The organism is Gemmobacter caeni (assembly GCF_003054195.1).
GTDB classification, from domain to species: Bacteria; Pseudomonadota; Alphaproteobacteria; order Rhodobacterales; family Rhodobacteraceae; genus Gemmobacter; species Gemmobacter caeni.
Genome location: NZ_QBKP01000001.1, coordinates 366,932 through 388,479, shown reverse-complemented (window position 1 = coordinate 388,479; position 21,548 = coordinate 366,932). Strand labels below are relative to the sequence as shown.

Here is a 21,548-nt window from a genome sequence, read left to right as displayed (position 1 = left end):
ATACCTCCTTGGAAAATTGCAGCAAATCTGGAAGGGCGACGCTGGGAATGCAAGGGCAATTGTGGCCCCTCCAGCCCCGCCAAAGGGGGTGGCGACGCCTTGTCGCGGCGGCTTCGGTTCTGGCCGTTTTTTCGGGCTGTACGGGGGCTTGTCAGGGCTGCCGCAGTGCGCTGGTTCTGGGGCAGGACAGACGCGGTCATGTGGAGCCTGCGCTGCGCGTCACCGCGGCTCGCTTCGTCATGGCACCTGCGGCGGTTCCTGCGCGGAACCGGTCCCCCGCCTTCGGGCTGGAGATCGACCCCGAAGTGCTTGGCCCGGACAGCGACACGCCGCATGATCTGGTGCGCGACCGCCTGATCGGGCTGCGGCTGTCGCGCGAGACCGATCTGGGCGCGGGCTTCGGGCTGGAGGCCTCGGTGCTGACCGGGATCGGCGAAAGCCGCTACCGCCTGCCCAAGGGCATGGGCATCCTGACCGATCCGGTGGACATCGGCTTTCGCAGCCTGTCGGTCACGCCCGAACTGGCGCTGAGCCGCCGCGCGGATCTTGGCGCCCTTTCGGGGCAGGTGGTGCTGGGGCTGGGGATGCAGGCGGCACGGTCGCGGGTGACGGTGCGTTCGGCCTTGCTGGACGTTTCTGAAACCGTGATGACACGCCGCCCCTACGCCCGGCTGGGGCTGGTGCTGGAAGAACCGCGCCGCGGTGTGGCTCTGGCGGGCGAGGCGCGGGTTTACGAGGGGCGCGCGGCCGAGATCGGCGCCGAGATGCGCCTGACCCTGCCGCGCTGAGGCTTGCCGCCCCGGCACGCGGGGTCCATATCGGAAAGGCGCGACAGGAAAGGGCGGATCATGGCACAGGCGGAACAGGCGGCGGGCAGCTTTGGGCTGCGCTTCGACAACAGCTATGTGCGCGATCTGCCGGGCGCCTGGCTGGAACAGGCACCGCGCCGGGCGGTGGCGCCGAAGCTTCTGATGTTCAACAGGGAACTGGCAGAGGAACTTGGCGCGGAACCTGAAGCACTGGAGGCCCGCGCAGCCGAGGTATTTTCCGGCAATCTGCTGCCTGACGGCGCCGAACCTGTCGCCCAGGCCTATGCAGGCCACCAGTTCGGCGGCTTTTCCCCACAACTGGGCGATGGCCGGGCGCTGCTGCTGGGCGAGGTGATCGACCGGAAGGGCGAGCGCCGCGATATCGCGCTGAAAGGCTCTGGCCCCACCGCCTTTTCGCGTGGCGGCGACGGTTTCGCGGCGGTGGGGCCGGTCCTGCGCGAATATCTGATGGGCGAGGCGATGGCGGCTTTGGGCGTGCCGACCAGCCGGGCGCTGGCCGCCGTGGCGACCGGCGCGCAGGTGCTGCGCGAGCGCCCGCTGCCCGGCGCGGTGCTGACCCGCGTTGCCGCAAGCCATCTGCGTATCGGCACCTTCCAGTTCTTCGCCGCGCGCGGGCAGGGCGACATGGTGAAACGGCTGGCCGATTATGCCATTGCCCGGCACCATCCGCAGGCGTTGAACGCCGGAAACCCCTATCTCGGGCTGTTCGAGGCGGTGACGGCGGCGCAGGCGCGGCTTGTGGCGCGCTGGATGGGGCTTGGCTTCATTCATGGCGTGATGAACACCGACAACATGACCATTTCTGGCGAAACCATCGACTATGGCCCCTGCGCCTTCATGGAGGCCTATGCGCCGGGCACGGTGTTTTCTTCCATCGACCGGCAGGGGCGCTATGCCTATGGCAACCAGCCGCAGATCCTGAGCTGGAACCTCGCGCGGCTGGCCGAGACACTGCTGCCGCTGTTCGATGCCGACGAGGATCGCGCCGTGGATCTGGCCAATGCGCGGCTGGAGGCGATTGCCGGGCAGTTCCGCGCCGAATGGCTGGCAGTGATGCGGGCGAAGCTGGGGCTGGCGGGCGAGGAGGACGGCGATGGTGCGCTGATTGGCGATTTCCTGAAAGCGCTGGAAGGCACTGACTGGACGCTGGGCTTTCACCGGCTAGCGGACGCACCCGATGCGGCGGCCCTGGCGGGGCTGTTCGCCGATCCGGACGCGCTGGCCGTCTGGTGGCCGCGCTGGCAGGCACGGCGCGCGCCGGATTTCGCGGCGCGGATGGCGGCGATCAATCCGGTCTACATCCCGCGCAATTTGCGGGTGGAAGAGGCGCTGGCGGCGGCGGAGGCGGGTGACATGGCGCCTTTCCACGCGCTGCTGGATGTGGTGACGCAGCCCTTTGGCGAAAGGCCGGGGCTGGAGGCCTATGCGTTGCCCGCGCCGCAGGACTTTGCGCAGGGCTTCCGCACCTTCTGTGGCACCTGACGCCGCGAAAATACCAGTTGCGCGGCGCGGTGCCGCCGGGGACTATGAGTCATGAACGCAAGATCCGACATCCATGACCGGCTGGCCGCGTCGCTGCGCGAGGCGCGTAAGGCGCGCGGGCTGAGCCTTGATGCGGTGGCAAAGCTGTCGGGTGTCAGCCGCTCCATGGTCAGCCAGATCGAACGTGGCGAAAGCTCGCCCACCGTGGCGACGCTGTGGAACCTGACGCAGGCTCTTCAGGTCGATTTCGCGGGGCTGCTGGAAGGCCGCCCCTCTGGCGGGATCGAGGTGATCCGTGCCGGTGCTGCGCCGGTCATTGCCGGGCGGGGCAGTGGCGTGCGCATCCGCATCCTTTCCCCTGCCGAGGCGGTGGGGGAACACGAGGTTTACGAACTGATCTTCCAGCCCGGCGGCGCGCTGGTGTCCGATCCGCACAGCCCCGGCTGCCGCGAACATCTGACCGTGATCGAAGGTGCGCTGCTGGTGCAAAGCGGCGAGGATGAACAGGCTTTGGCCGTGGGCGATACCGCGCGCTATGCGGCGGATCGCGCCCATGCCATCCGGGCCGAAGCCGGGGCGCGGGCCATCCTGATCGTGCAGGACAGCTAGGGCGGCGGCTCGGGCAGTGAAAAAGAAATCCGTTTTGGCGGATGCGTATCCGCTATCTTGACGGATTTCCGGTTTTGCGGCAATTTGTCCGCCATAACGGAGGATGTTCTGCGATGACGGATTCGGGGAAGGCGGCGTTTCTGGCGCATCTTGGCGAGGTGCTGGCGGGGATTGAGGCCGAGGGGCTGATGAAGCGCGAGCGGCTGATCCACGGCCCGCAGGGCGCGCATGTCGAGGTGGCGGGGCGCAGGCTCCTGAACCTCTGCGCCAATAACTACCTTGGGCTGGCGGATGATCCGCGTCTGGTGGCGGCGGCGCGCGGCGCGATGGAGGGGCAGGGCTATGGCATGGCCTCGGTCCGCTTCATCTGTGGCACGCAGAACATGCACCGGGCGCTGGAGGCACGGATCGCGGGCTTTCTGGGGATGGAGGATGCGATCCTCTTTGCCGCCTGTTTCGACGCCAATGGCGGGCTGTTCGAACCGCTGCTGGGGCCGGAGGATGCGGTGATTTCCGACAGCCTGAACCATGCCAGCATCATTGACGGCATCCGCCTGTGCAAGGCGAAGCGCTACCGCTACGCCAATTCCGATATGGCGGATCTGGAGGTGCAGTTGCAGGCCGCCCGCGCCGATGGCGCGCGGTTCATTCTGGTGGCGACGGATGGCGTGTTCTCGATGGATGGTTATCTGGCGAAGCTGGCGGAGATCCGGGCGCTGGCAGACCGTTACGGGGCGATGGTGATGGTGGATGACTGCCATGCCACCGGCTTCATGGGGCCACAGGGGCGCGGGACGCCGGCCCATGCCGGGGTTTCGGTCGACATTCTGACCGGCACGCTGGGCAAGGCTCTGGGCGGTGCGCTGGGCGGCTATATCGCCGGGCCGCAGCCGGTGATCGACCTGCTGCGGCAGCGCGCGCGGCCCTATCTGTTTTCCAACGCCCTGCCGCCGGCCGTGGTGGCGGCAGGTCTCGCGGCGCTGGACATCGTGGAAGCCGCCGACGATCTGCGGGCGCAACTGTTCGAAAACGCCCGCTACTGGCGCGCGGGGCTGGAGGATGCGGGCTTCCGCCTGCTGCCCGGCCAACACCCTATCGTGCCGGTGATGCTGGGCGATGCGGTGCTGGCGCAGAACATGGCCTCGGCCCTGTATGAGCGCGGGGTTTATGTGGCCGGGTTCTTCTTCCCGGTGGTGCCGAAAGGGCAGGCGCGCATCCGCACGCAGATGAATGCGCGGCTGACGCGGGATGATCTGGATTTCGCGCTTGATGCCTTCCGGGCAGCGGGCAAGGCGGTGGGAGCCCTGGCATGACCAATCAGATGAAAGCGCTGGTGAAGGCGAAACCCGAAGTCGGGCTTTGGGCGGAAACGCGCCCTGTGCCGGAAATCGGGCCGGATGACGTTTTGATCCGCATCCGCAAGACCGGGATCTGCGGCACCGACATCCATATCTGGAACTGGGATGACTGGGCGGCGCGCACCGTGCCGGTGGGTCTGATCACCGGGCATGAATTCGCGGGCGAGATTGTCGAACTGGGCCGTAATGTCACCGATCTGGCCATCGGCCAGCGCTGCTCGGGCGAGGGGCATCTGATCGGCCGCCACTCGCGCCAGTCGCGTGCGGGCAAGTTCCATCTGGACCCTGCCACGCGCGGCATCGGCGTGAATGAGAACGGCGCCTTCGCCACCTATCTGAAACTGCCCGCCTTCAACGTGGTGCCGCTGCCCGACTCGATTGATGACGAGATCGGCGCCATTCTCGATCCGCTGGGGAATGCCGTGCATACTGCGCTGAGCTTCGATCTGGTGGGGGAGGATGTGCTGATCACCGGCGCCGGGCCTATCGGCATAATGGCGGCGGCGGTGGCGCGGCATGTCGGCGCGCGGCATGTGGTGATTACCGATGTGAACCCCGCGCGGCTGGAACTTGCTGGGCAGGTAGCCGATGTGGTGCCGGTCAATGTGGCGACCGAGGATCTGAAGGCCGTGCAATCACGGCTGAAGATGACGCAAGGCTTTGACGTGGGGATGGAGATGAGCGGCAATCAGGCCGCGCTGGACCAGATGGTCGAACAACTGGTGATGGGCGGGCGTATCGCCATGCTGGGCATCCCGCCGGGCAAAAGCCCGGTGGACTGGTCGCGCATCGTCTTCAAGGCCATCACGATCAAGGGTGTCTATGGCCGCGAGATTTTCGAGACCTGGTACAAGATGATCGCCATGCTGGAAAACGGCCTCGACATCCGCCGCGTCATCACCCACCGCTTCAAGGTGGCAGATTTCGCCGAAGGGTTTGAGGTCATGCGCTCCGGCCTGTCCGGCAAGGTCGTTCTGGACTGGGAATAGCCGCATCCGGCCTTGCGGCGCGGGGCGTCATGCGTTTCATGGGGGCAAAGGAGTGCCCCCATGGACCAGACGCTTGCCCCCGACGCCAGTTCCGCCGCGCAGCATGAACTGCCGGTCAGTTCGGATGCGCTGATGGCGGCGCTGCGTGCGGCGGGGATCGCCTTTGAAAGCTACGACCACGCGCCCCTGCGCACGGTCGAGGATGCCAAACAGGTGCAGCATGCCATGCTGGGCAGCGAGGCGGGCGGCTATCACATCAAGAACCTCTATCTGCGCGACCGCAAGAAGCGGAACTATCTGGTGACGGTCGAACAGGATCGCGCAGTGGATCTGAAGGCGCTGGGCGCCGCCATCGGGGCACAGAACCCGTCTTTCGGTTCGGCCGACCGGCTGATGGAGCATCTGGGCATCCGCCCCGGCGCGGTCAGCCCGCTGGCCATGGTGACGGGGGCGGAAACCGGGGTGGTGCTGGTGCTGGAACGCGCGCTGAAAGAGGCGCGGCTGGTGCATATGCATCCGCTGGTGAATGACCGCACCGTGGCCATGGCCCCGGCCGATCTGCTGCGCTGGCTGGAAAGCCTTGGCGTCACGCCGGTCTGGATCGACTGACCCTCAGGGCAGCAGCGGCGTCAGCCTTTCCAGGGGGCGACACAGCGCGGTTCCCTGCGGGCTTTGCACGAAGGGCCGCTCCACCAGCACCGGATGGGCCAGCATGGCGGCGAAGATCGTCGCATCCCCGGCCGCAGCCAGCCCAAGCTCTGCCACCAGATCACCCTTGCGGCGCAGCGCCTGCGTCGGGGTCAGCCCGGCAGCCTCCAGAAGGGCGCGCAGCCCGGCCTCCTCCCAGCCGGTTTCAAGATAGCGGATCACGCGCGGGTCCACCCCCGCATCACGGATCGCCTGCAACGCCTTGCGCGACGTCGAACAGCCGGGATTGTGCCAGATCGTTACGGGAAAATCGGTCTTTGTCATAATCCGATCCTGTGGCCAGGCGGGCTTGTCGTCAAGCCGGGCAAAAGGCGGTTGCGATTTGCATTCAGTGAATCGAATATGTCTCTGCGGGAAGGCGAAGATGGCTTGTTGCCGTTGCCGGTTTTCTGTGGCATCACCTTGTGAGCCGAAACTAGACCGACGAGTTTAGCATGACCGATTTCGCCACGCGCCGCACCATGATGGTGGACACGCAGATCCGCCCCTCGGATGTCACGAAATTCCCGATCATCGAGGCCATGCTGACTGTCCCGCGCGAAGCCTATGTGCCGCAGGACCGCCGCGAGGCCGCCTATGTGGGCGAGCATGTCGCCATGGGCGGTGGCCGCGTGCTGATGGAGCCGCGCACGCTGGCCAAGATGCTGGACGCGCTGGATATTCAGCCGACGGAAACCGTGCTGGATATCGGCTGTGGCCTTGGCTATTCGACCGCCGTCATCGCCCGCATGGCCGAGGCTGTGGTGGCCGTGGAAGAGGACGAGGCGCTGGTGGCCGAGGCACAGCGCACGCTGTCGTCGCATGGCGTGGACAATGCCGCAGTGATGGCTGGCAAGCTGGCCGATGGCGCGCCCAAGGCTGGCCCCTATGACGTGATTACCGTGCAGGGCGCAGCCGAGGTGGTTCCCGCCGCGCTGCTGGCGCAGCTGAAAGAGGGCGGGCGCATCGGCTGCCTGTTCATGGAAGGCGCGCTGGGCGTCGCCCGCATCGGTTACAAGATCGACGGCCAGATCACCTGGCGCTATGCTTTCAACGCTTCCGCCCCGGTTCTGCCGGGCTTCGCGGCGCGGAGAGCCTTTACACTCTGAACGACCCCGGCAGGCGGGCAATAGAACAGGAGCAGGCGATGTTCGGCATGAGGCGGATTCTTGCGACGGCGGCGGTGTCCGTCATGATGATGGCCCCTGCGGCACAGTCCGAAACGCTGGCGGATGCGCTGATTGCCGCTTACCGCAACTCGCACCTGCTGGACCAGAACCGGGCCGTGCTGCGCGCGGCGGATGAGGATGTGGCCTCGGCGGTCTCGGCGCTGCGCCCGGTGGTGGAATTCACCGCGAATTTCCGCCGCTCGCGCCAGATCTATGAAAATGCCGGGCAGTCCAGCGGCCTGTTCAGCACCGTTCCGGACGAGGCGACCGCCACCACCAATTCGCTGGAGCTGTCCTTCCAGCTTCTGCTGATTGATTTCGGCCGCACCCATTTCGCCATCGAAGCCGCCAAAGAAGCGGTTCTGGCCACCCGCGCCGGGCTGGTCTCGGTGGAACAGCAGGTGCTGCTGAATACGGTCAACGCCTATGTGAACGTGCGCCTGGCGCAGGAGATCGTGGTGCTGCGGCAGAACAACAGCCGCGTCATCACGCAGGAGTTGCAAGCCTCCAGGGACCGCTTCGATGTGGGCGAGGTGACGCGGACGGATGTGGCGCTGGCGGAATCGCGTCTGGCGCAGGCCCGTGCCGCGCTGACGGCCGCCGAGGGCGATCTGATGGTGGCGCGCGAGGCCTACAAGGCCATGACCGGCGCCTACCCGGGGCGTCTGTCGGCCCTGCCGAAGGCACCGAAGCTTCCGGCGTCGAAAGATGCGGCACTGGGTATTGCGCGGCGCAATCACCCCGACATGATCCGGTCGCAGCATCTGGTGAAGGCCGCCGATCTGGGCGTCGACATCGCCAAGGCGAATATGAAGCCGACGGTGACGCTCGATGCGACCGCCGGGATGTACGAAGGCACGGCCTCGGCCAGCAGCGATTACAACCTCGCCACCGTGGGGATCACCGGCCGCCAGACGCTGTATGCGGGCGGCAGGCTGTCGGCGCTTTATCGCAAGGCCATGGCGCAGCGTGAGGCACAACGCGCCTCGCTGCACCAGACCGGCGTCTCCATTGAACAGAATCTGGGCAATGCCTGGTCCGGCCTTGATGTGGCGGCGGCGCAGATCGCAGCGAACAACCGCCAGATCGAGGCGGCGCAGATCGCGTTCGACGGGCTGCGCGAAGAGGCGAAGCTGGGTGCGCGCACCACGCTTGAGGTGCTGGACGCCGAGCAGGAGCTTCTGGATGCCCGCGCTGCCCGCGTGCAATCCGAGGCGGAGCGCTATTTCGCGGTCTACAACGTGCTGTCAGCCATGGGCCGTCTGACGGTGACGGATCTGAACCTCGGTATCCCGACCTATGACGTGACCGGCTACTACAACGCCGTCAAGGACGCGCCCGCGACCTCGTTCCAGGGCAAGAAACTGGACCGTGTGTTGCAGTCCATCGGCAAGAAGCCGTGACCGGCGATTGCACGCAAGTTGACGGATAAGGCGGCGCCCGCTTGTAAGCGGGCGCGCCTGCGGCTAGTCTGGACCGAAAGGCGAATAACGGGGCAGGCATGAACGAACCGATGAGTTCCCGGGAAATCGAGGATGTGCTGTCGTCGATTCGTCGGCTTGTCTCCGACGATCTGCGTCCCGCGCATCGCACGCCCACCAACCCGCCAGCCGTTCCGGGCAAGCTGTTGCTGACACCCGCCCTGCGCGTTGTGCCCGCGCCTGCGGCCCCGCCGGAACAGCCGGAAACCGATATCACCGGCCTGACGGAAGAGCCCGCTTCGGCGCGGCGCATCGAGGATGTGGTCGCCTCGCTTGGGGCGGCGGTCGAACCCGACGAAGCCTGGGAAACTGAGGCGGCCGAGCCGGAGTGGGGCGAGGCAAGCTGGCCGAGCCTGCCCGAGGTTGTCGAGGTGGATCTGGACAGCGTGGCCGAGGCCGAGGTGGTGCAGTTCGTTTCGGCCGATCAGGCGCGCATGGAAGATGCCTGGCGCGACGGGGCCTGGCCGGATGGTCCGCAGCCCGCCGAACTGGACGAGCCGGAACCCGTGGCCGAGATCGACAGCGATCCGGCAGCGGCGGATCTGGCTGAGGCTGAGGTGGTGGCCGAGCTCAGCCGCGCGGTCGAGGACGAGGTAGCCGAACAGGCCGCCGCTGAACCCGGTCTGTTCGCACCCGGCGATGCCGATGATTTCGATGAAGAGGCACTGCGCGAAGTCGTGCGCGACATCATCCGCGAAGAGCTTCAGGGGGCTCTGGGTGAACGCATCACGCGCAATGTGCGCAAGCTGGTGCGGGCCGAGATCAGTCGCGCGATTGCCAGCCGCGATCTTTCCTGAAATCGGACTGACGTCAAAAGCAAAAACGCGCGCCATCCGGCGCGCGTTTGCATTTCGCAGGGTGCCGGCGGCTCAGGCCGCTTCGGCCTCCAGCTCGGCGGCGTGACGGCGTTCGCTTTCCTCGCGCGACAGCGCGACAGAGGTGCGAACACCTTTCGCCACGAATTCCATAAGGCCCTTCACGACACGTTCGTTCGGGTCGATCCCGGCGCAGGACAGAACCTCGCGCCCGTCGCGCGAGCGCGCCCAGCGGGCGATCTGCTCCGGCCCGTTGCCGTATTTCTTGTCATCGGCGATGGCATCGTCGAGGGCCGCCAGAACGACAGCCGCGAAGAGCTTGCGGGCACGTTGCCCCTGCTCATAGTTGAACGCGGTGCCGTCGATGAAATCAGCCATGTCCGTTTTCCTGTTCTTGCTCTTGCGTATTCCGGCGCCCGGGGAATATGACGTTTTCGAGACGATTCGGTATCTCGGGTTTGATATGGCTGCCATGCGTCTACGTCATGGCTGGCAGCGCATACCACTAGGTTTTGGGGTCAAATCCGGGGTGTGCCGACGAGATATAGGATACGCCCCGAACGGTTCAAGGACTGGTCAAACTTTCGCCAGTTTTTCGGGGTGGTTGCGCGTTCCCGCGCCGAAATCATGTTGCGGGAAAGCTTGTCAATCTTCGCATTTTATGCGTCCGTCCGCAAAATGGCATCTCCGGCCTGCAACGGGCCTGCCAGACGGTCCAGTCGCATCTGCGCCAGCGCCCGGTCGCCGGATTGCGTGAAAAGCCGCCCTGCCTCGCGCCCGTCGGCCATCAGGATCGGCGTTCCAGCGGGGGCAGTGCCCGAGATATGCAGCCGGACCAAGCCCTTGCGCAGCTCGGTCTTGTGCTTCATCCGCGCGGTCACCTCTTGCCCGACATAACATCCCTTGCGGAAATCGACGCCATTGAGCCGCTCGAACCCGGCTTCGAGGATCAGCGTCTCGTCGGGGATCAGCTCGATCCCGGTTTCGGGAATGATATGCGCCACGCGAATGGCATCCCAGTCCACCGCGGCCTCGGGCAAGGGCGCGCCATAGAGACGCCAGCCAAGCGCGGGGTGGCGCGGATCGGGCAGGGCGCCTTCGGGCGCGTCGCCGATGCCGCGGCTGACCGACAGATCCGACGCCGCGAAGGCCACGTCGGCGCGCAGCCGATACATGGCCAGCCGCCGCATCACCCCGTCAGCAAGGCTTTCGGGCAGGTCCAGCAGCAGCTCCGTTCCGGTGTTCACCACGAAAAAATCCGCGAGATACCGCCCCTGTGGCGTCAGCAATGCCGCATAGACGATGCCGCGCGCTTTCAGCGGCAATACATCATTGCTGACCAGCCCTTGCAGGAAGCTCAGGGCATCGGGGCCGGTCAGACGGACGAGGCGGCGCATGGCTCACTCCTGGAATTGCAGACGGTAGAGATCGGCATAAAGCCCGCCCTTTTCAAGCAGGCTGTCATGCGTGCCTTCCTCGACGGCGCGACCGCGATCCATCACCACGATCTTGTCAGCCGCGCGGACGGTGGCCAGACGATGCGCGATCACCAGCGTGGTGCGGCCGCTGCCCAGACGGGTCAACGCCTCTGACACGATGGCCTCGGACGCCGCATCCAGCGCCGAGGTGGCTTCGTCCAGCAGCAGGACCGGCGCGTCGGCCACCAGTGCCCGCGCAATGGCCACGCGCTGCCGCTGCCCGCCCGACAGGGCCGAGCCGCGCGGCCCGGCATGGGTATCGGCGCCCTCCGGCAGGGCACGCAGGAAATCGGCGACATGCGCGGCCTCGAAGGCGCGCTCCAGCCGATCGGGCGCGATGTCGCGGCCCAGCGTTACATTCTCGCGGATGGTTTCATCGAACAGCATGGCATCCTGCGAAACCACGGCGAATTGCGCGCGCAGCTCCGGCAGGCGCATCCCGGCGATGTCGCGCCCGTTCAGCGTGATCACCCCGGATTGTGGTTCTGCCATGCCGGTCAGCAGATGAAAGACCGTGGATTTCCCGGCCCCCGAAGCGCCGACCAGCGCGGTCATCTGGCCCGGCTCTGCCGTGAAGCTCAGCCCGCGCAGCACCGGCGTTTCGCCATAGCCGAAGCTGATGTCGTTCAGCACAATGCCCACCGGCGGGGGGCCGGGCTCTGCCTCACCGGCGCGGGGGCGTTCGGGCGGTGCGGTGTCGAACAGGCGGAAGATACGCTCCAGCGAGGCAGAGGCCACCTGCCAGACCCCGGCCTGATCACCGATGCGGCGGATCGGCTGGAAGGTCAGTGCCATGGCGGTGAAGAAAGACATGAACTCGCCCGTCGTGCGCTCGCCTTCGGCGATTTCTGCCCCGCCCAGCATCAGTACGGTGAAGAAGCCGATGCCGGTCACCACGTCGATCAGCGCCGGGATGGTGGAGCGGCCAAAGGCGGTGCGCACCTCGGCGCGGACGATGGTGCCGACGATGCGGCGGAAGCGGCCGGTCTGGTAGTCCTCCATCCGGTTCAGCTTGATGGCCAGAATGCCGTGAAAGATTTCGTCCAGGCGGGTGGCGCGGCTGCCTGCCTGTTCGCGCATCAGCATGGTCTTTCGGCGGATATAGCGCTGCACAACCACCGCCGGCAGGATCAGCAGCGGCGCCCCCACCAGCGCCGCCAGCGTCCAGTGCACGTCGATCGACAGCGCCACGGCGAACAGTGACACCAGTGCAATGGTGTCGCGCCCGACCCCGATGATGATGGAGGACCAGACGCCCTGCACGGCGGCGGTATCGCCCACCACCCGCTCCATCAGCGCGCCGGGCGGGTTGTCCTGAAAGAACCGGCCACCCAGCCGCAGCACATGCGCCAGAAGATCCACCTGCATGGCGGTGGAGCTTTTCTGCGCCACCGCCGTCAGCGTGGTTTTCGACGCGACCGAGGTGACGGCGCGGACAAGGAACAGGCCAAGAATGGCAAGGCCGACCCAGATCAGTGCGCCTTCCCCACCGGGCGCGAAGACCTTGTCGAACAGCGGCTCCAGCAGCCAGGACAACGCGCCGAGCGTCGATCCTTCAATCACCATCAGCCCGAAGGCCAGCGCCATCAGCCCCGCATGGGGGCGCAGGTAGCCCGACCAGAGCCTGCCGAACAGGCGGCGCGAGGTGTAACGCGGGTCTTGCGGCGGTCTGGCCAAGGGCGGCTCCTGTCACGGCTGGCCCTTGGGATAGCCCGCGTGGCAGGGCAGGGCAAGGCGCGTGCGCGTGCGTGCCCCGCGTTGACGCCGCTCCGGCGCGGGCGTAGCCATTTGGCAGGACTCGCGGAGAAGCAGATGACCCTCGCCAACGGACGCCCCTACCTCGCCATTCCCGGCCCCTCGACCATGCCGGATCGCGTGCTGAACGCGATGCACCGGGCGGCGCCCAATATCTATGCCGGGGCGTTGCCCGAGATGGTGGAAAGCCTCTGGCCCGATCTGCGGCGGCTGGCGGGGACGAAGGCGTATGTGGCGCTCTATATCGCCAATGGCCATGGTGCGTGGGAGGCGGCCAATGCCAACCTGTTCTCGCGCGGGGACCGGGCGCTGGTCGTGGCAACGGGAAGGTTCGGCATCGGCTGGGCGGAAAGTGCCACGGCGCAGGGCGTGCAGGCCGAACTTCTGGATTTCGGCAAGGCCGCCCCCGCCGATCCCGCCCGGATCGAGGCAGCGCTGCGGGCCGATACCGCGCATGGGATCAAGGCGGTTCTGGTCACTCATGTCGATACCGCCAGCTCGGTGAAAAATGACATCCCGGCCATCCGCCGCGCCATAGACGCTGCGGGCCATCCGGCCTTGCTGGCGGTGGATTGCATTGCCTCGATGGGCTGCGATGCGTTCTTCATGGATGACTGGGGCGTGGATGTGGTGGTAGCGGCCAGCCAGAAGGGGCTTATGGTGCCGCCGGGGCTGGGGATTTTGTGGTTTTCAGACCGCGCGATGGAGCGTTGCAAGACCAGCGACCTGCGCACGCCCTACTGGAACTGGACGCCCCGCGCGACCGCGACCGAGTTCTGGCAGCACTGGGCAGGCACCGCCCCGACGCATCACCTGTTCGGTCTGCGCGAAAGCCTGAACATGATCGCCGAGGAGGGGCTGGAGGCGGTCTGGGCGCGGCATGCCGCGCTTGCCCGCACCGTCTGGGCGGCGTTCGATGCCTGGGGCGCGGGGCACCCCGAGATTGCGCTGAACGTGGCGGATCCGGCGTCTCGCGGCCATTCGGTGACAGCGGCCCGGATTGGCCCGGCGCCGAATGCCAGCCGCCTGCGCGACTGGCTGGAGCAACGTGCGGGGGTCACGCTGGGCATCGGTCTGGGCATGGCCTTGCCGTCGGAGCCCGCCTATCACGGCTTTCTGCGGGTGGCGCATATGGGCCATGTGAATGCCCATATGACGCTGGGCGTACTGGCGGCGATGGAGGCCGGCATGATCGCGCTGGACATCCCGCATGGGCCGGGCGCGCTGACGGCGGCGGCGCATGCGGTGGCCGGGGCGGCTGGCGCATGACCGCGCGCCGCGCCATGCCCGCCGATCTGGCGCAGGTGCAGACGGTGGTCGAGGCCGCCTTTGCGCCTTATGTGCCGCTGATCGGCCGCCGTCCGGCGCCGATGGATGCCGATTATGCGGCGCTGATCGCGGCGGGTCAGGTCTGGCTGCTGGACGAGGGCGCTGTCATGGCCTGCTGGCCCGAAGACGGGGCCATGCTTCTCGACGTGTTGGCGGTGGTGCCAGAGGCGCAGGGACGGGGTCTTGGCGCCCGGCTGGTCGCCCTGTGCGAGGCCGAGGCGCGGGCGGCGGGGCTGCCCGCCGTCACGCTTTACACCAATGCGGCGATGGCGGGTGCCCTGCGGCTTTACCCCCGCCTCGGCTATACCGAGACGGGGCGGCGGGTCGATCAGGGCTTTTCCCGCGTGTTTTTCCGCAAGGCGCTGTGATTGCCGCTCCGCGCAGCAGGATTCAGGGCAGCAGGATCATATCCTCCCAGCCCAGAGAATTGACGCCGACCAGTTTGGCGACGGTCTGCCGTTCATAAAGCGTGCCCGAGCCATCCGGGTCGTAGCTCAGCACATGGGTTTTCGTGTTGAAATAGAACCCGATCTCGGTGGGCCTGGCGGCAGTCCCGTTGGGCAGCGGATTGAACGGATTGGCGCCGCCGAAGCCCGAAAACATCAGCTTGTCGCCCTGACCAGGCCGGAAATCGGTGATCGTGTCGCCGCCTTCGTCAAAGACGAACCGGAAGCTCTCTCTGCGCGCGGTGAAGATGAAATGGTCGGCCCCGGCGCCACCCGTCAGCGTATCTGCCCCCGCGCCGCCATGGATCCGGTCGTTCCCGGTTCCGCCCAGCACGCGGTCGCGCCCCGCACCGCCATAGAGCACATCGGTGCCGCTGCCGCCGTCGAGCGTGTCATTGCCCGAGCCGCCTTCCAGCCAGTCGAACCCGGAGCCGCCCTTGAGCCGGTCATTCCCACTCCCGCCGGTCAGCAGATCATTGCCCGCGCGCCCGTCCAGCTTGTCCTTGCCGCCACGCCCGTCCAGCATGTCGTCCTTCGTGGTGCCGTTCAGGGTATTGCCGCGCCCGTTGCCATTGCGCTCGGCGCCCTGCGTCGAGATCAGGCTGAAGGCCTGACCGTCCAGGTGTTCCTTCGTCAGTTCGGTTTCCCGTCCGATGGTCCAGCCAAGAAACCCCTTGCCCTGACGGATAATGCCGCCATCGTTCTTTTCGCCCTCCACGACCGAAAGATCGGCGCCATTGTCGGTCAGCAGAAAGCGCCCGGTGCGGGCTGCGCCGTCGCCGTCGAACACCTGCCCCAGCCACAGCCTGTTGTCGCTGTCGAACCAACTGAGCGCGAAGGTGTTTTTCGCCAGCGCGATGACCTTCAGGTCGGTCCAGCTGTCGTGGCCGTCCTCGTTCAGGGTGATGGTCTTGCTGGCCACTTTGCCATTGGCACCGACGATCCGTGCCTTGTGCGCCCCTCCATCGGCAGAGTCATACCACGTCACCACCGCGCGGCCATTGTCCAGCGCCACCGCCTCGGGGCGCAGGGTTCCCGCGCCCAGCGTGTCGTCTATGGCAATGGCCTTGCCCACACGTTTGCCGCTCGCGGTGATCTGCTGATAGGTGATCTGCTTGTCGGTATAGGTGATGCCGTTGATCGTCTCGCCCCCGACCTCCTTGTAGAAGACCCCTATGCGCCCGTTCCCCAGCACCACCGCCGAAGGGGCGACCGGGCTTGCCTCGATCGCCCAGGGGCTGATGCCGACCGAATGATCCTCGACCACCACCTTGGCCTTGCCCGAGGGCGCGCCGCTGGCCTTGAATTTGGTCATCAGGATGCCGGTCGAGATGTCGGTGGCGCTGGCGCCGGGCTGAGTGTGGAAAACGGCATAGCTGCCATCCTTCAGCCGGACCCCCGACCAGTCGGTCGCCGGGTTGATCCCGGGCTGGCCGGGCGTCACCGAATGCGGCTCCAGCCGGGGGCCGCCAACCGGCGCCGTTCCGCGATAGCCCTGTGCGGCCAGCGACCAGTTATGGTCGTCGCCGTCGATGCGGTTGTTGTAGAACATCCCCGTCAGCAATGCGCGGCCCTTGGTCCCCGCGATCAGATCCACATATTGAAATGTGCTGATCGGGGCGAAGCCGCCGGGCGTGGTGGCGACCGAGGCGGTGGTGATCGGGCCAAGCTTGTCGGTCCTGAGGTTCAGCGTGGCCGTATAGACCACCGAATTGGCATAGATGCCTGAATCAATCAGCGCCGAACCCCCGAAGGCCACCATCACCTTGCCGTTGGACAAGGTTGTGGCGTCGAAGGCCAGCAGGTCGAGATCCTTGGTGTTGTTGAACCAGGTTTTCACCTTTTCGATGGTCTTGGCCATGCGCACTCTCCACAAATTTCTGTCGGAACAATGGGGTGTCCCTTCCGGGTCTGTTGCTTCTAACGGCCGGACCCGTTGCCGGGCCATCCCCCGAACGGGGGGCAAAGGGGCAATTTCCGGCTCTGGAGCGGCATTATTTCCGGCCTGTCCGGCGGGCAAAGCCGGGGCAGCCTGCGCGGAATGACGGCGAGTTCTGCACCCATGCACCGAAACAGCCGGGTTTCACGCTTCAAAACCGCGGGCTGCGGGCCTAGACTTGGCGAAACACAGGGAAATGCGCTCAGACCATGTCAGTTCACGCCGCCAGCCGCCGCCCCGTCGTGGGGATCATCGGGAACATGAGCCTGCTGAACGAAAGCTATCCGGTTCATGCCGGGGGCACGATGAACTCCGAGGCGGTGGCGCAGGTGGCGGGCTGCGTGCCGCTGATCATCCCTTCGGACCCCCGGCTGGTCAGCGTTGACGAACTTCTGGCGCTCTGTGACGGCTTCCTGCTGACCGGCGGGCGGCCGAACGTGCATCCCAGCGAATATGGCGAGGCGGAAACCCCCGCCCATGGCACGTTTGAACGCGCGCGCGATGCGATCACGCTGCCGCTGATCCGTGCCTGTGTGGACCGGGGGCAGCCCTTCCTTGGCATCTGTCGCGGCTTTCAGGAAGTGAACGTGGCCATGGGCGGCACGCTCTACCCCGAAATCCGCGATCTGCCGGGGCGCATGAACCACCGCATGCCACCCGATGGATCGCTGGAGGAGAAGTTCGCCTTGCGCCATCCGGTGCGCTTTACCCCCGGCGGGGTATTTGCGCGGCTGATGGGGGCCGAAGAGGTGATGACCAACACACTGCACGGGCAGGGGATCAACCGGCCCGGTCCGCGCATTGTCATCGACGGGCAGGCCCCCGACGGCACACCCGAGGCGCTTTATGTGAAAGACGCGCCGGGCTTCACGCTTTCGGTGCAATGGCACCCGGAATGGAATGCGGTGGCTGATCCGGTCTCGCGGCCGCTGTTCGCGGCCTTCGGGCGGGCGGCGGCGGAATGGGCCGGGCAGGGCGCGGCAGCGGTTCGCTCCGCCTGATCCCGAAAGCGGCAACCTGCAAAGCAAAAGGCGCGGCAAAAGCCGCGCCTTTGTCATTAGATGCACCAATCGGCCTCAGGGGCAGGGCTTTTCCGCCGTGGGCACGCAGGTTGCGGCAGGGGCCGGAGCCTCGGGGGTGGCCGGTTCGGCCGCAGGCGGGGTCACGGTCACGGCGGCAGCTTCCGGCGCCGGGGCGGCGGGCTGGGCCGGTGCCACCAGCGCGGCAGGCACGCCGCCCAGAGCGGGCGGGTTCAGAGCAGGTGCCGTCATGGTGGGGAAACCCGGCGCAGGCGCGCCCGGCGCTTTGGCTGGAACCGGCGCATCGGCGGGTTTCGGCGTCTGCTTCGGCTTGACCGAAGCTTTCTTGGGTTGCGGCGGCGGCAGCTTCAGCGCGGCGGGACGCGACCCATCGGCATTCAGCACAACCACCTTCACCCCGTTCGGAACGCGGTCATAGAGGTCGATCACATCCTGGTTGATCATGCGGAAACAGCCCGACGAGGCGTTGCGCCCGATCGACTTCCATTCCGGCGTGCCATGGATGCGGAAACCGTAATCGACGCCATTGGTCGTCAGATACAATGCACGGGCGCCCAGCGGGTTGGTCGGACCGCCCGGCTGGCCGTCTTTCCACTTCTCAAGCTGCGGCTTGCGCTCGATCATCTCCTTCGGCGGCGTCCAGGTGGGCCAGTGCTTGCGGTTGGTCACAAGCGCCTCACCCGCCCACTGGAAGCCGTCAGCGCCGACCGCGATGCCATAGCGCATCGCCTTGCCCGGCGCGGTCACCAGATGCAGCGTCTTGTTCGTCGGGTTGATGATGATCGTCCCGACCGGATCATTGGTCGGGAAATCTACCAGCTGCCGCTTGAACTGCGGCGGGATCTTTTCTTCCGGCACGGCGGGGATGGTGAAGGGGCCGTCCTGACGCGCGACATAGCTGTTCACGAAATCTTCGGGAACAGGCTGTTTCACCACCGGCGCGGGCGGCTCGGGCGACTTGGTCGCCTCGGTGACGGCAGGCTGGACGCAAGCCCCGAGGGAGCCCACAAGCATCCCGCCAAGAACCAGAGCCAGAACATTACGCAGCATCAATTTCTCCCAGCGAATCCGAACGGACGGAACCCGTTTACCCGATACACAATTCCCACAGATATTGCAGGGTTCCGTCTTGGTCCATCACGGATTGTTCACAGAGCCGTGCGCAAGTGCCACAATTCGGGAAACAGTTCGACTTCCAGCATGCGGCGCAGATAGCTCACGCCCGCCGTGCCGCCGGTGCCGCGCTTGAAGCCGATGACACGTTCGACCGTGGTGACATGGTTGAACCGCCAGCGCCGGAAATAATCCTCGAAATCCACCAGTTTCTCGGCCATTTCATAGGCTTCCCAATGTGCCTGCGGATCGCGGTAAACGATCTCCCAGGCCGCCTGCACCCCCGGATCGGCCACCCAGGGTGCGCGCAGGTCGCGGGCCAGCACGGCCTCCGGCACCGGCAGACCCTTCCGCGCCAGCAGCCGTAGCGCCTCGTCGTAAAGCGAGGGGCGGCCAAGTTCCGCCTCCAGCTTCGCCGTCAGGTCGGGACGATGCGCATGGGGGCGCAGCATGGCCAGGTTGCGGTTGCCCACCGCATATTCGATCAGCCGGTATTGCCAGGACTGGAAGCCCGAACTTTGCCCAAGCCCGTCGCGGAAGCGGGTATATTCGCTGGGCGTCATGGTGCGCAGCACATCCCAGGCGGAATTGAGCTGCTCGAAGATCCGCGCGACGCGGGTCAGCATCTTGAAGGCAGAGCGCGCCTCGTCCGCCGCAATTGCACGGCGCGCGGCATCCAGCTCGTGCAGCGCCAGCCGCATCCACAGCTCGGATGTCTGGTGCTGGATGATGAACAGCATCTCGTCATGCGCGCCGGTCAGCAATTTCTGGGCGTTCAGGATCGTGTCGATATGCAGGTAATCGCCATAGGACATGCGGCCGTCGAAAGACATCTGCGCGCCGTCGCGGGCGGGATCGTAGGTGGTCATGGGAAACTCCGGTGTCTGAAAGGGCAGGGCGGCGGTCAGCCGCACACCTGCCGGTTCAGTACCGAAACCGTACCGATCCGCCGCCACAGACAAACCCATCCCGCCGGCCGGCACAGGGGCGGCACGCTCTGCACCTGCTCCTTGGCAAAATACTCCCGCCGGAGGCGCCTCCGGTTGGGCCGGGAGCCTCCGGCGGGGATATTTCGACCAAGGTAAAGCACGGGGCGGGTTTCTTTATGGGTCAGGTCACGCGGGCGCGGGTCTTGTATTCGGGGCGGTCCCACAGGGCGCCGTCCATTACATCCTTGATGATGGCGACCGCCTTGTCCACATCTTCCGCATTGATGAACAGGGGCGTGAAGCCGAAACGCAGGATGTCTGGGGCGCGGAAATCACCGATGACGCCGCGCGCGATGAGCGCCTGCATGATGGCATAGCCTTCCGGGTGGCGGAAGCTGACCTGGCTGCCGCGCATCGCATGATCGCGCGGCGTGGCGAGTTCCAGGCCGGGGCAGGCGGTTTCCACCCCCGCGATGAAGCGGTCGGTCAGGGCCAGCGAGGCTTCACGGATATCCGCCATTTCCACCTTGTCCCAGATGTCGAGCGAGGCGTCGAGCGCAGCGAGTTGCAGCACCGGCGGGGTGCCGACGCGCATGCGCTCGATCCCGCGGCCGGGGCGATAGTCCAGGTCAAAGGCAAAAGGCGCCTCATGCCCCAGCCAGCCGGACAGGGCCGGGCGCGCGGTTTCCGCGTGTCGCGGCGCGACATAAATGAAGGCCGGGCCGCCGGGGCCGGAATTCAGGTATTTGTAGGTGCAGCCCACCGCGAAATCGGCGCCGCCCTTTGCCACTTCGACCGGAAGCGCCCCGGCGCTATGCGCCAGATCCCAGACCGCGAGCGCGCCCACCTCATGCGCCCGCGCCGTCAGCGCCGCCATGTCATGCCGGCGGCCGGTGCGGTAATCGACTTCGGTGATCATCATCACTGCAACCGTGTCGTCCAGCGCCTCCAGCACCTGTTCCGGCGCCACGGTTTTCAGGCTGTAATCCGGGCCCAGCGTGCGGCACAGCCCCTCGGCCATGTAAAGATCGGAGGGGAAGTTGCCGGTATCCGACAGGATCACCCGCCGCGTCGGGTTCATTTCCAGTGCCGAGGCCAGCGCCTGATAGACCTTGATCGACAGTGTATCGCCCATCACCACATGGCCAGGTTCGGCGCCGATCAGCCGTCCGATCCGGTCGCCGGTCTTCGAGGGCTGTTCCATCCATCCGGCCTTGTTCCAGCCGGTGATCAGCATTTGTCCCCATTCCTCGGTCACGGTGCGGGCAACGCGGGCGGCGGCGGCCTTCGGCAGCGGTCCCAGCGAATTTCCGTCAAGATAGATCACCCCTTCGGGCAGATCGAACAGGGCGCGGGTATCAGCGAAATCGCGGGTCATCTTGATCCTTGCAGTCAGCGGCCGGGAGTCACGCGCACGGCCTTTGCATCAGATTGGCGTGTCGGGCGAGGGGCGACAACTTATATCTCTATCCTGAAAGTCATAAATTTCAAGTTTAAAACTTATGGGGCGGCGGCAACCTTTCCTTGTCATAGCCATACGCAGGACCGAACAGGGTTGCAAAGTCGTAAATGAGCGGGAATAAGCCGGTATTGACCTAACGTGAGGGACGCGCCTTGCTGTCGCTGGACTGGCCGCCGCTCTGGCTTGCATGTGCCATTGCCCTCGTCTGGGTGATGGACCGGGTTGTTCCTTTCGCGGGCTTCGGTACGGCCGGGGCGGTCGTCGCCCCCGTGCTGGCGGGGCTTGGTCTGGCTCTGATGCTGGCTGCGGCGATGCAGATGTGGGGCGGGCGCACGACGGTCATTCCGCGCCGCGTTCCGCAGGCGCTGGTAACGAGGGGCGTGTTCCGCCTGTCACGCAATCCGATCTATCTCGGCGATGCGCTGATTCTGGCAGCGGCGATTCTGTGGTGGGATGTGCCGCTCGCACTGCCGGTACTGCTGGTGTTCATGGCGGTGATCCAGCACCGTTTCATCCTGCCGGAGGAGGTGGTGCTGCGGCAGCGGTTTGGCGCGGCTTACGACCTTTGGACCGCGCAGGTGCGGCGATGGATATGATATGCCGCAGCGTAGCGACGCAATTTTGCCGCAGAGCAGAA

The 21,548-nt window shown here is 66.2% G+C and carries 21 protein-coding genes; 13 read left to right on the top strand and 8 right to left on the bottom strand.

The window, feature by feature from the left end; translation table 11 throughout:
* Positions 1-200 precede the first annotated feature (200 nt).
* The 6 genes from C8N34_RS01805 (at position 201) to C8N34_RS01780 (ending at position 5,877) form a co-directional block, all read left to right on the top strand.
* On the top strand, positions 201-788 hold the full coding sequence (locus C8N34_RS01805; RefSeq protein ID WP_108127142.1) for a hypothetical protein: 588 nt from the start codon (positions 201-203) through the stop codon (positions 786-788).
* Positions 789-848: 60 nt separating this feature from the next.
* Complete coding sequence (locus C8N34_RS01800) at positions 849-2,312, top strand: protein adenylyltransferase SelO (protein ID WP_108127140.1); 1,464 nt, start codon at positions 849-851, stop codon at positions 2,310-2,312.
* A 51-nt stretch (positions 2,313-2,363) separates the two neighbouring features.
* On the top strand, positions 2,364-2,921 hold the full coding sequence (locus C8N34_RS01795; protein WP_054300719.1) for a helix-turn-helix domain-containing protein: 558 nt from the start codon (positions 2,364-2,366) through the stop codon (positions 2,919-2,921).
* 113 nt (positions 2,922-3,034) lie between these two features.
* Entirely contained in the window at positions 3,035-4,234 is a 1,200-nt protein-coding gene (locus C8N34_RS01790; protein WP_108127138.1) for a glycine C-acetyltransferase, read from the top strand.
* 8 nt (positions 4,235-4,242) lie between these two features.
* Entirely contained in the window at positions 4,243-5,268 is a 1,026-nt protein-coding gene (gene tdh, locus C8N34_RS01785) for an L-threonine 3-dehydrogenase (protein ID WP_108127450.1), read from the top strand.
* Positions 5,269-5,328: 60 nt separating this feature from the next.
* Positions 5,329-5,877: a prolyl-tRNA synthetase associated domain-containing protein gene (locus C8N34_RS01780; RefSeq protein ID WP_108127136.1), complete on the top strand. Its 549-nt coding sequence runs from the start codon at positions 5,329-5,331 to the stop codon at positions 5,875-5,877.
* A gap of 3 nt (positions 5,878-5,880) precedes the next feature.
* Here C8N34_RS01780 and arsC read toward each other — a convergent pair whose 3' ends face one another.
* Positions 5,881-6,240: an arsenate reductase (glutaredoxin) gene (gene arsC / locus C8N34_RS01775; RefSeq protein WP_108127134.1), complete on the bottom strand. Its 360-nt coding sequence runs from the start codon at positions 6,238-6,240 to the stop codon at positions 5,881-5,883.
* Between the two features lie 170 nt (positions 6,241-6,410).
* Here arsC and C8N34_RS01770 point away from each other — a divergent pair, with 170 nt between their 5' ends.
* The 3 genes from C8N34_RS01770 (at position 6,411) to C8N34_RS01760 (ending at position 9,402) form a co-directional block, all read left to right on the top strand.
* Positions 6,411-7,064 carry a protein-L-isoaspartate O-methyltransferase family protein gene (locus tag C8N34_RS01770; protein ID WP_054300714.1) on the top strand — a complete coding sequence of 218 codons (654 nt, stop codon included), beginning with the start codon at positions 6,411-6,413 and terminating at the stop codon, positions 7,062-7,064.
* A 47-nt stretch (positions 7,065-7,111) separates the two neighbouring features.
* Entirely contained in the window at positions 7,112-8,527 is a 1,416-nt protein-coding gene (locus tag C8N34_RS01765) for a TolC family outer membrane protein (protein WP_108127448.1), read from the top strand.
* A gap of 110 nt (positions 8,528-8,637) precedes the next feature.
* Entirely contained in the window at positions 8,638-9,402 is a 765-nt protein-coding gene (locus tag C8N34_RS01760) for a hypothetical protein (RefSeq protein WP_145693509.1), read from the top strand.
* Positions 9,403-9,474: 72 nt separating this feature from the next.
* On the opposite strand, the gene C8N34_RS01755 is transcribed toward C8N34_RS01760, so the two are convergent.
* From C8N34_RS01755 to C8N34_RS01745, 3 genes are all read right to left on the bottom strand, one after another.
* Positions 9,475-9,798 (bottom strand): DUF6280 family protein, encoded by a 324-nt coding sequence (locus C8N34_RS01755; RefSeq protein ID WP_054300712.1) that lies wholly within the window; start codon positions 9,796-9,798, stop codon positions 9,475-9,477.
* A gap of 281 nt (positions 9,799-10,079) precedes the next feature.
* The gene (gene ygfZ / locus C8N34_RS01750; protein WP_108127130.1) at positions 10,080-10,817 is read right to left on the bottom strand and encodes a CAF17-like 4Fe-4S cluster assembly/insertion protein YgfZ; all 738 of its coding nucleotides are present in this window, start codon (positions 10,815-10,817) and stop codon (positions 10,080-10,082) included.
* A 3-nt stretch (positions 10,818-10,820) separates the two neighbouring features.
* Positions 10,821-12,575 carry an ABC transporter ATP-binding protein gene (locus tag C8N34_RS01745; protein ID WP_108127128.1) on the bottom strand — a complete coding sequence of 585 codons (1,755 nt, stop codon included), beginning with the start codon at positions 12,573-12,575 and terminating at the stop codon, positions 10,821-10,823.
* 135 nt (positions 12,576-12,710) lie between these two features.
* Here C8N34_RS01745 and C8N34_RS01740 point away from each other — a divergent pair, with 135 nt between their 5' ends.
* Both C8N34_RS01740 and C8N34_RS01735 read left to right on the top strand, forming a co-directional pair.
* Positions 12,711-13,922 (top strand): pyridoxal-phosphate-dependent aminotransferase family protein, encoded by a 1,212-nt coding sequence (locus C8N34_RS01740; protein WP_108127126.1) that lies wholly within the window; start codon positions 12,711-12,713, stop codon positions 13,920-13,922.
* Positions 13,919-14,350 carry a GNAT family N-acetyltransferase gene (locus tag C8N34_RS01735; protein WP_108127124.1) on the top strand — a complete coding sequence of 144 codons (432 nt, stop codon included), beginning with the start codon at positions 13,919-13,921 and terminating at the stop codon, positions 14,348-14,350. Before C8N34_RS01740 ends, C8N34_RS01735 begins: the two co-directional genes overlap by 4 nt.
* Positions 14,351-14,372: 22 nt before the next feature.
* Here the strand turns inward: C8N34_RS01735 and C8N34_RS01730 are convergent, their stop codons facing one another.
* Complete coding sequence (locus tag C8N34_RS01730; RefSeq protein ID WP_158640440.1) at positions 14,373-16,289, bottom strand: calcium-binding protein; 1,917 nt, start codon at positions 16,287-16,289, stop codon at positions 14,373-14,375.
* A gap of 287 nt (positions 16,290-16,576) precedes the next feature.
* Between C8N34_RS01730 and C8N34_RS01725 the strand changes: the two genes are divergently transcribed.
* A complete protein-coding gene (locus C8N34_RS01725) occupies positions 16,577-17,368 on the top strand; it encodes a gamma-glutamyl-gamma-aminobutyrate hydrolase family protein (protein ID WP_054301632.1) in 792 nt (263 codons plus the stop codon).
* 75 nt (positions 17,369-17,443) lie between these two features.
* Here C8N34_RS01725 and C8N34_RS01720 read toward each other — a convergent pair whose 3' ends face one another.
* The 3 genes from C8N34_RS01720 to kynU form a co-directional block, all read right to left on the bottom strand.
* Positions 17,444-18,457, bottom strand: coding sequence for a L,D-transpeptidase (locus C8N34_RS01720; protein ID WP_229825268.1), 1,014 nt, complete (start codon positions 18,455-18,457; stop codon positions 17,444-17,446).
* Between the two features lie 98 nt (positions 18,458-18,555).
* The gene (gene kynA, locus C8N34_RS01715; RefSeq protein ID WP_054301634.1) at positions 18,556-19,389 is read right to left on the bottom strand and encodes a tryptophan 2,3-dioxygenase; all 834 of its coding nucleotides are present in this window, start codon (positions 19,387-19,389) and stop codon (positions 18,556-18,558) included.
* Positions 19,390-19,630: 241 nt separating this feature from the next.
* Entirely contained in the window at positions 19,631-20,827 is a 1,197-nt protein-coding gene (gene kynU, locus C8N34_RS01710) for a kynureninase (RefSeq protein ID WP_108127120.1), read from the bottom strand.
* Between the two features lie 236 nt (positions 20,828-21,063).
* On the opposite strand from kynU, the gene C8N34_RS01705 reads away from it, so the two are divergent.
* Positions 21,064-21,507 (top strand): methyltransferase family protein, encoded by a 444-nt coding sequence (locus C8N34_RS01705; protein ID WP_108127118.1) that lies wholly within the window; start codon positions 21,064-21,066, stop codon positions 21,505-21,507.
* Positions 21,508-21,548: the final 41 nt, after the last annotated feature.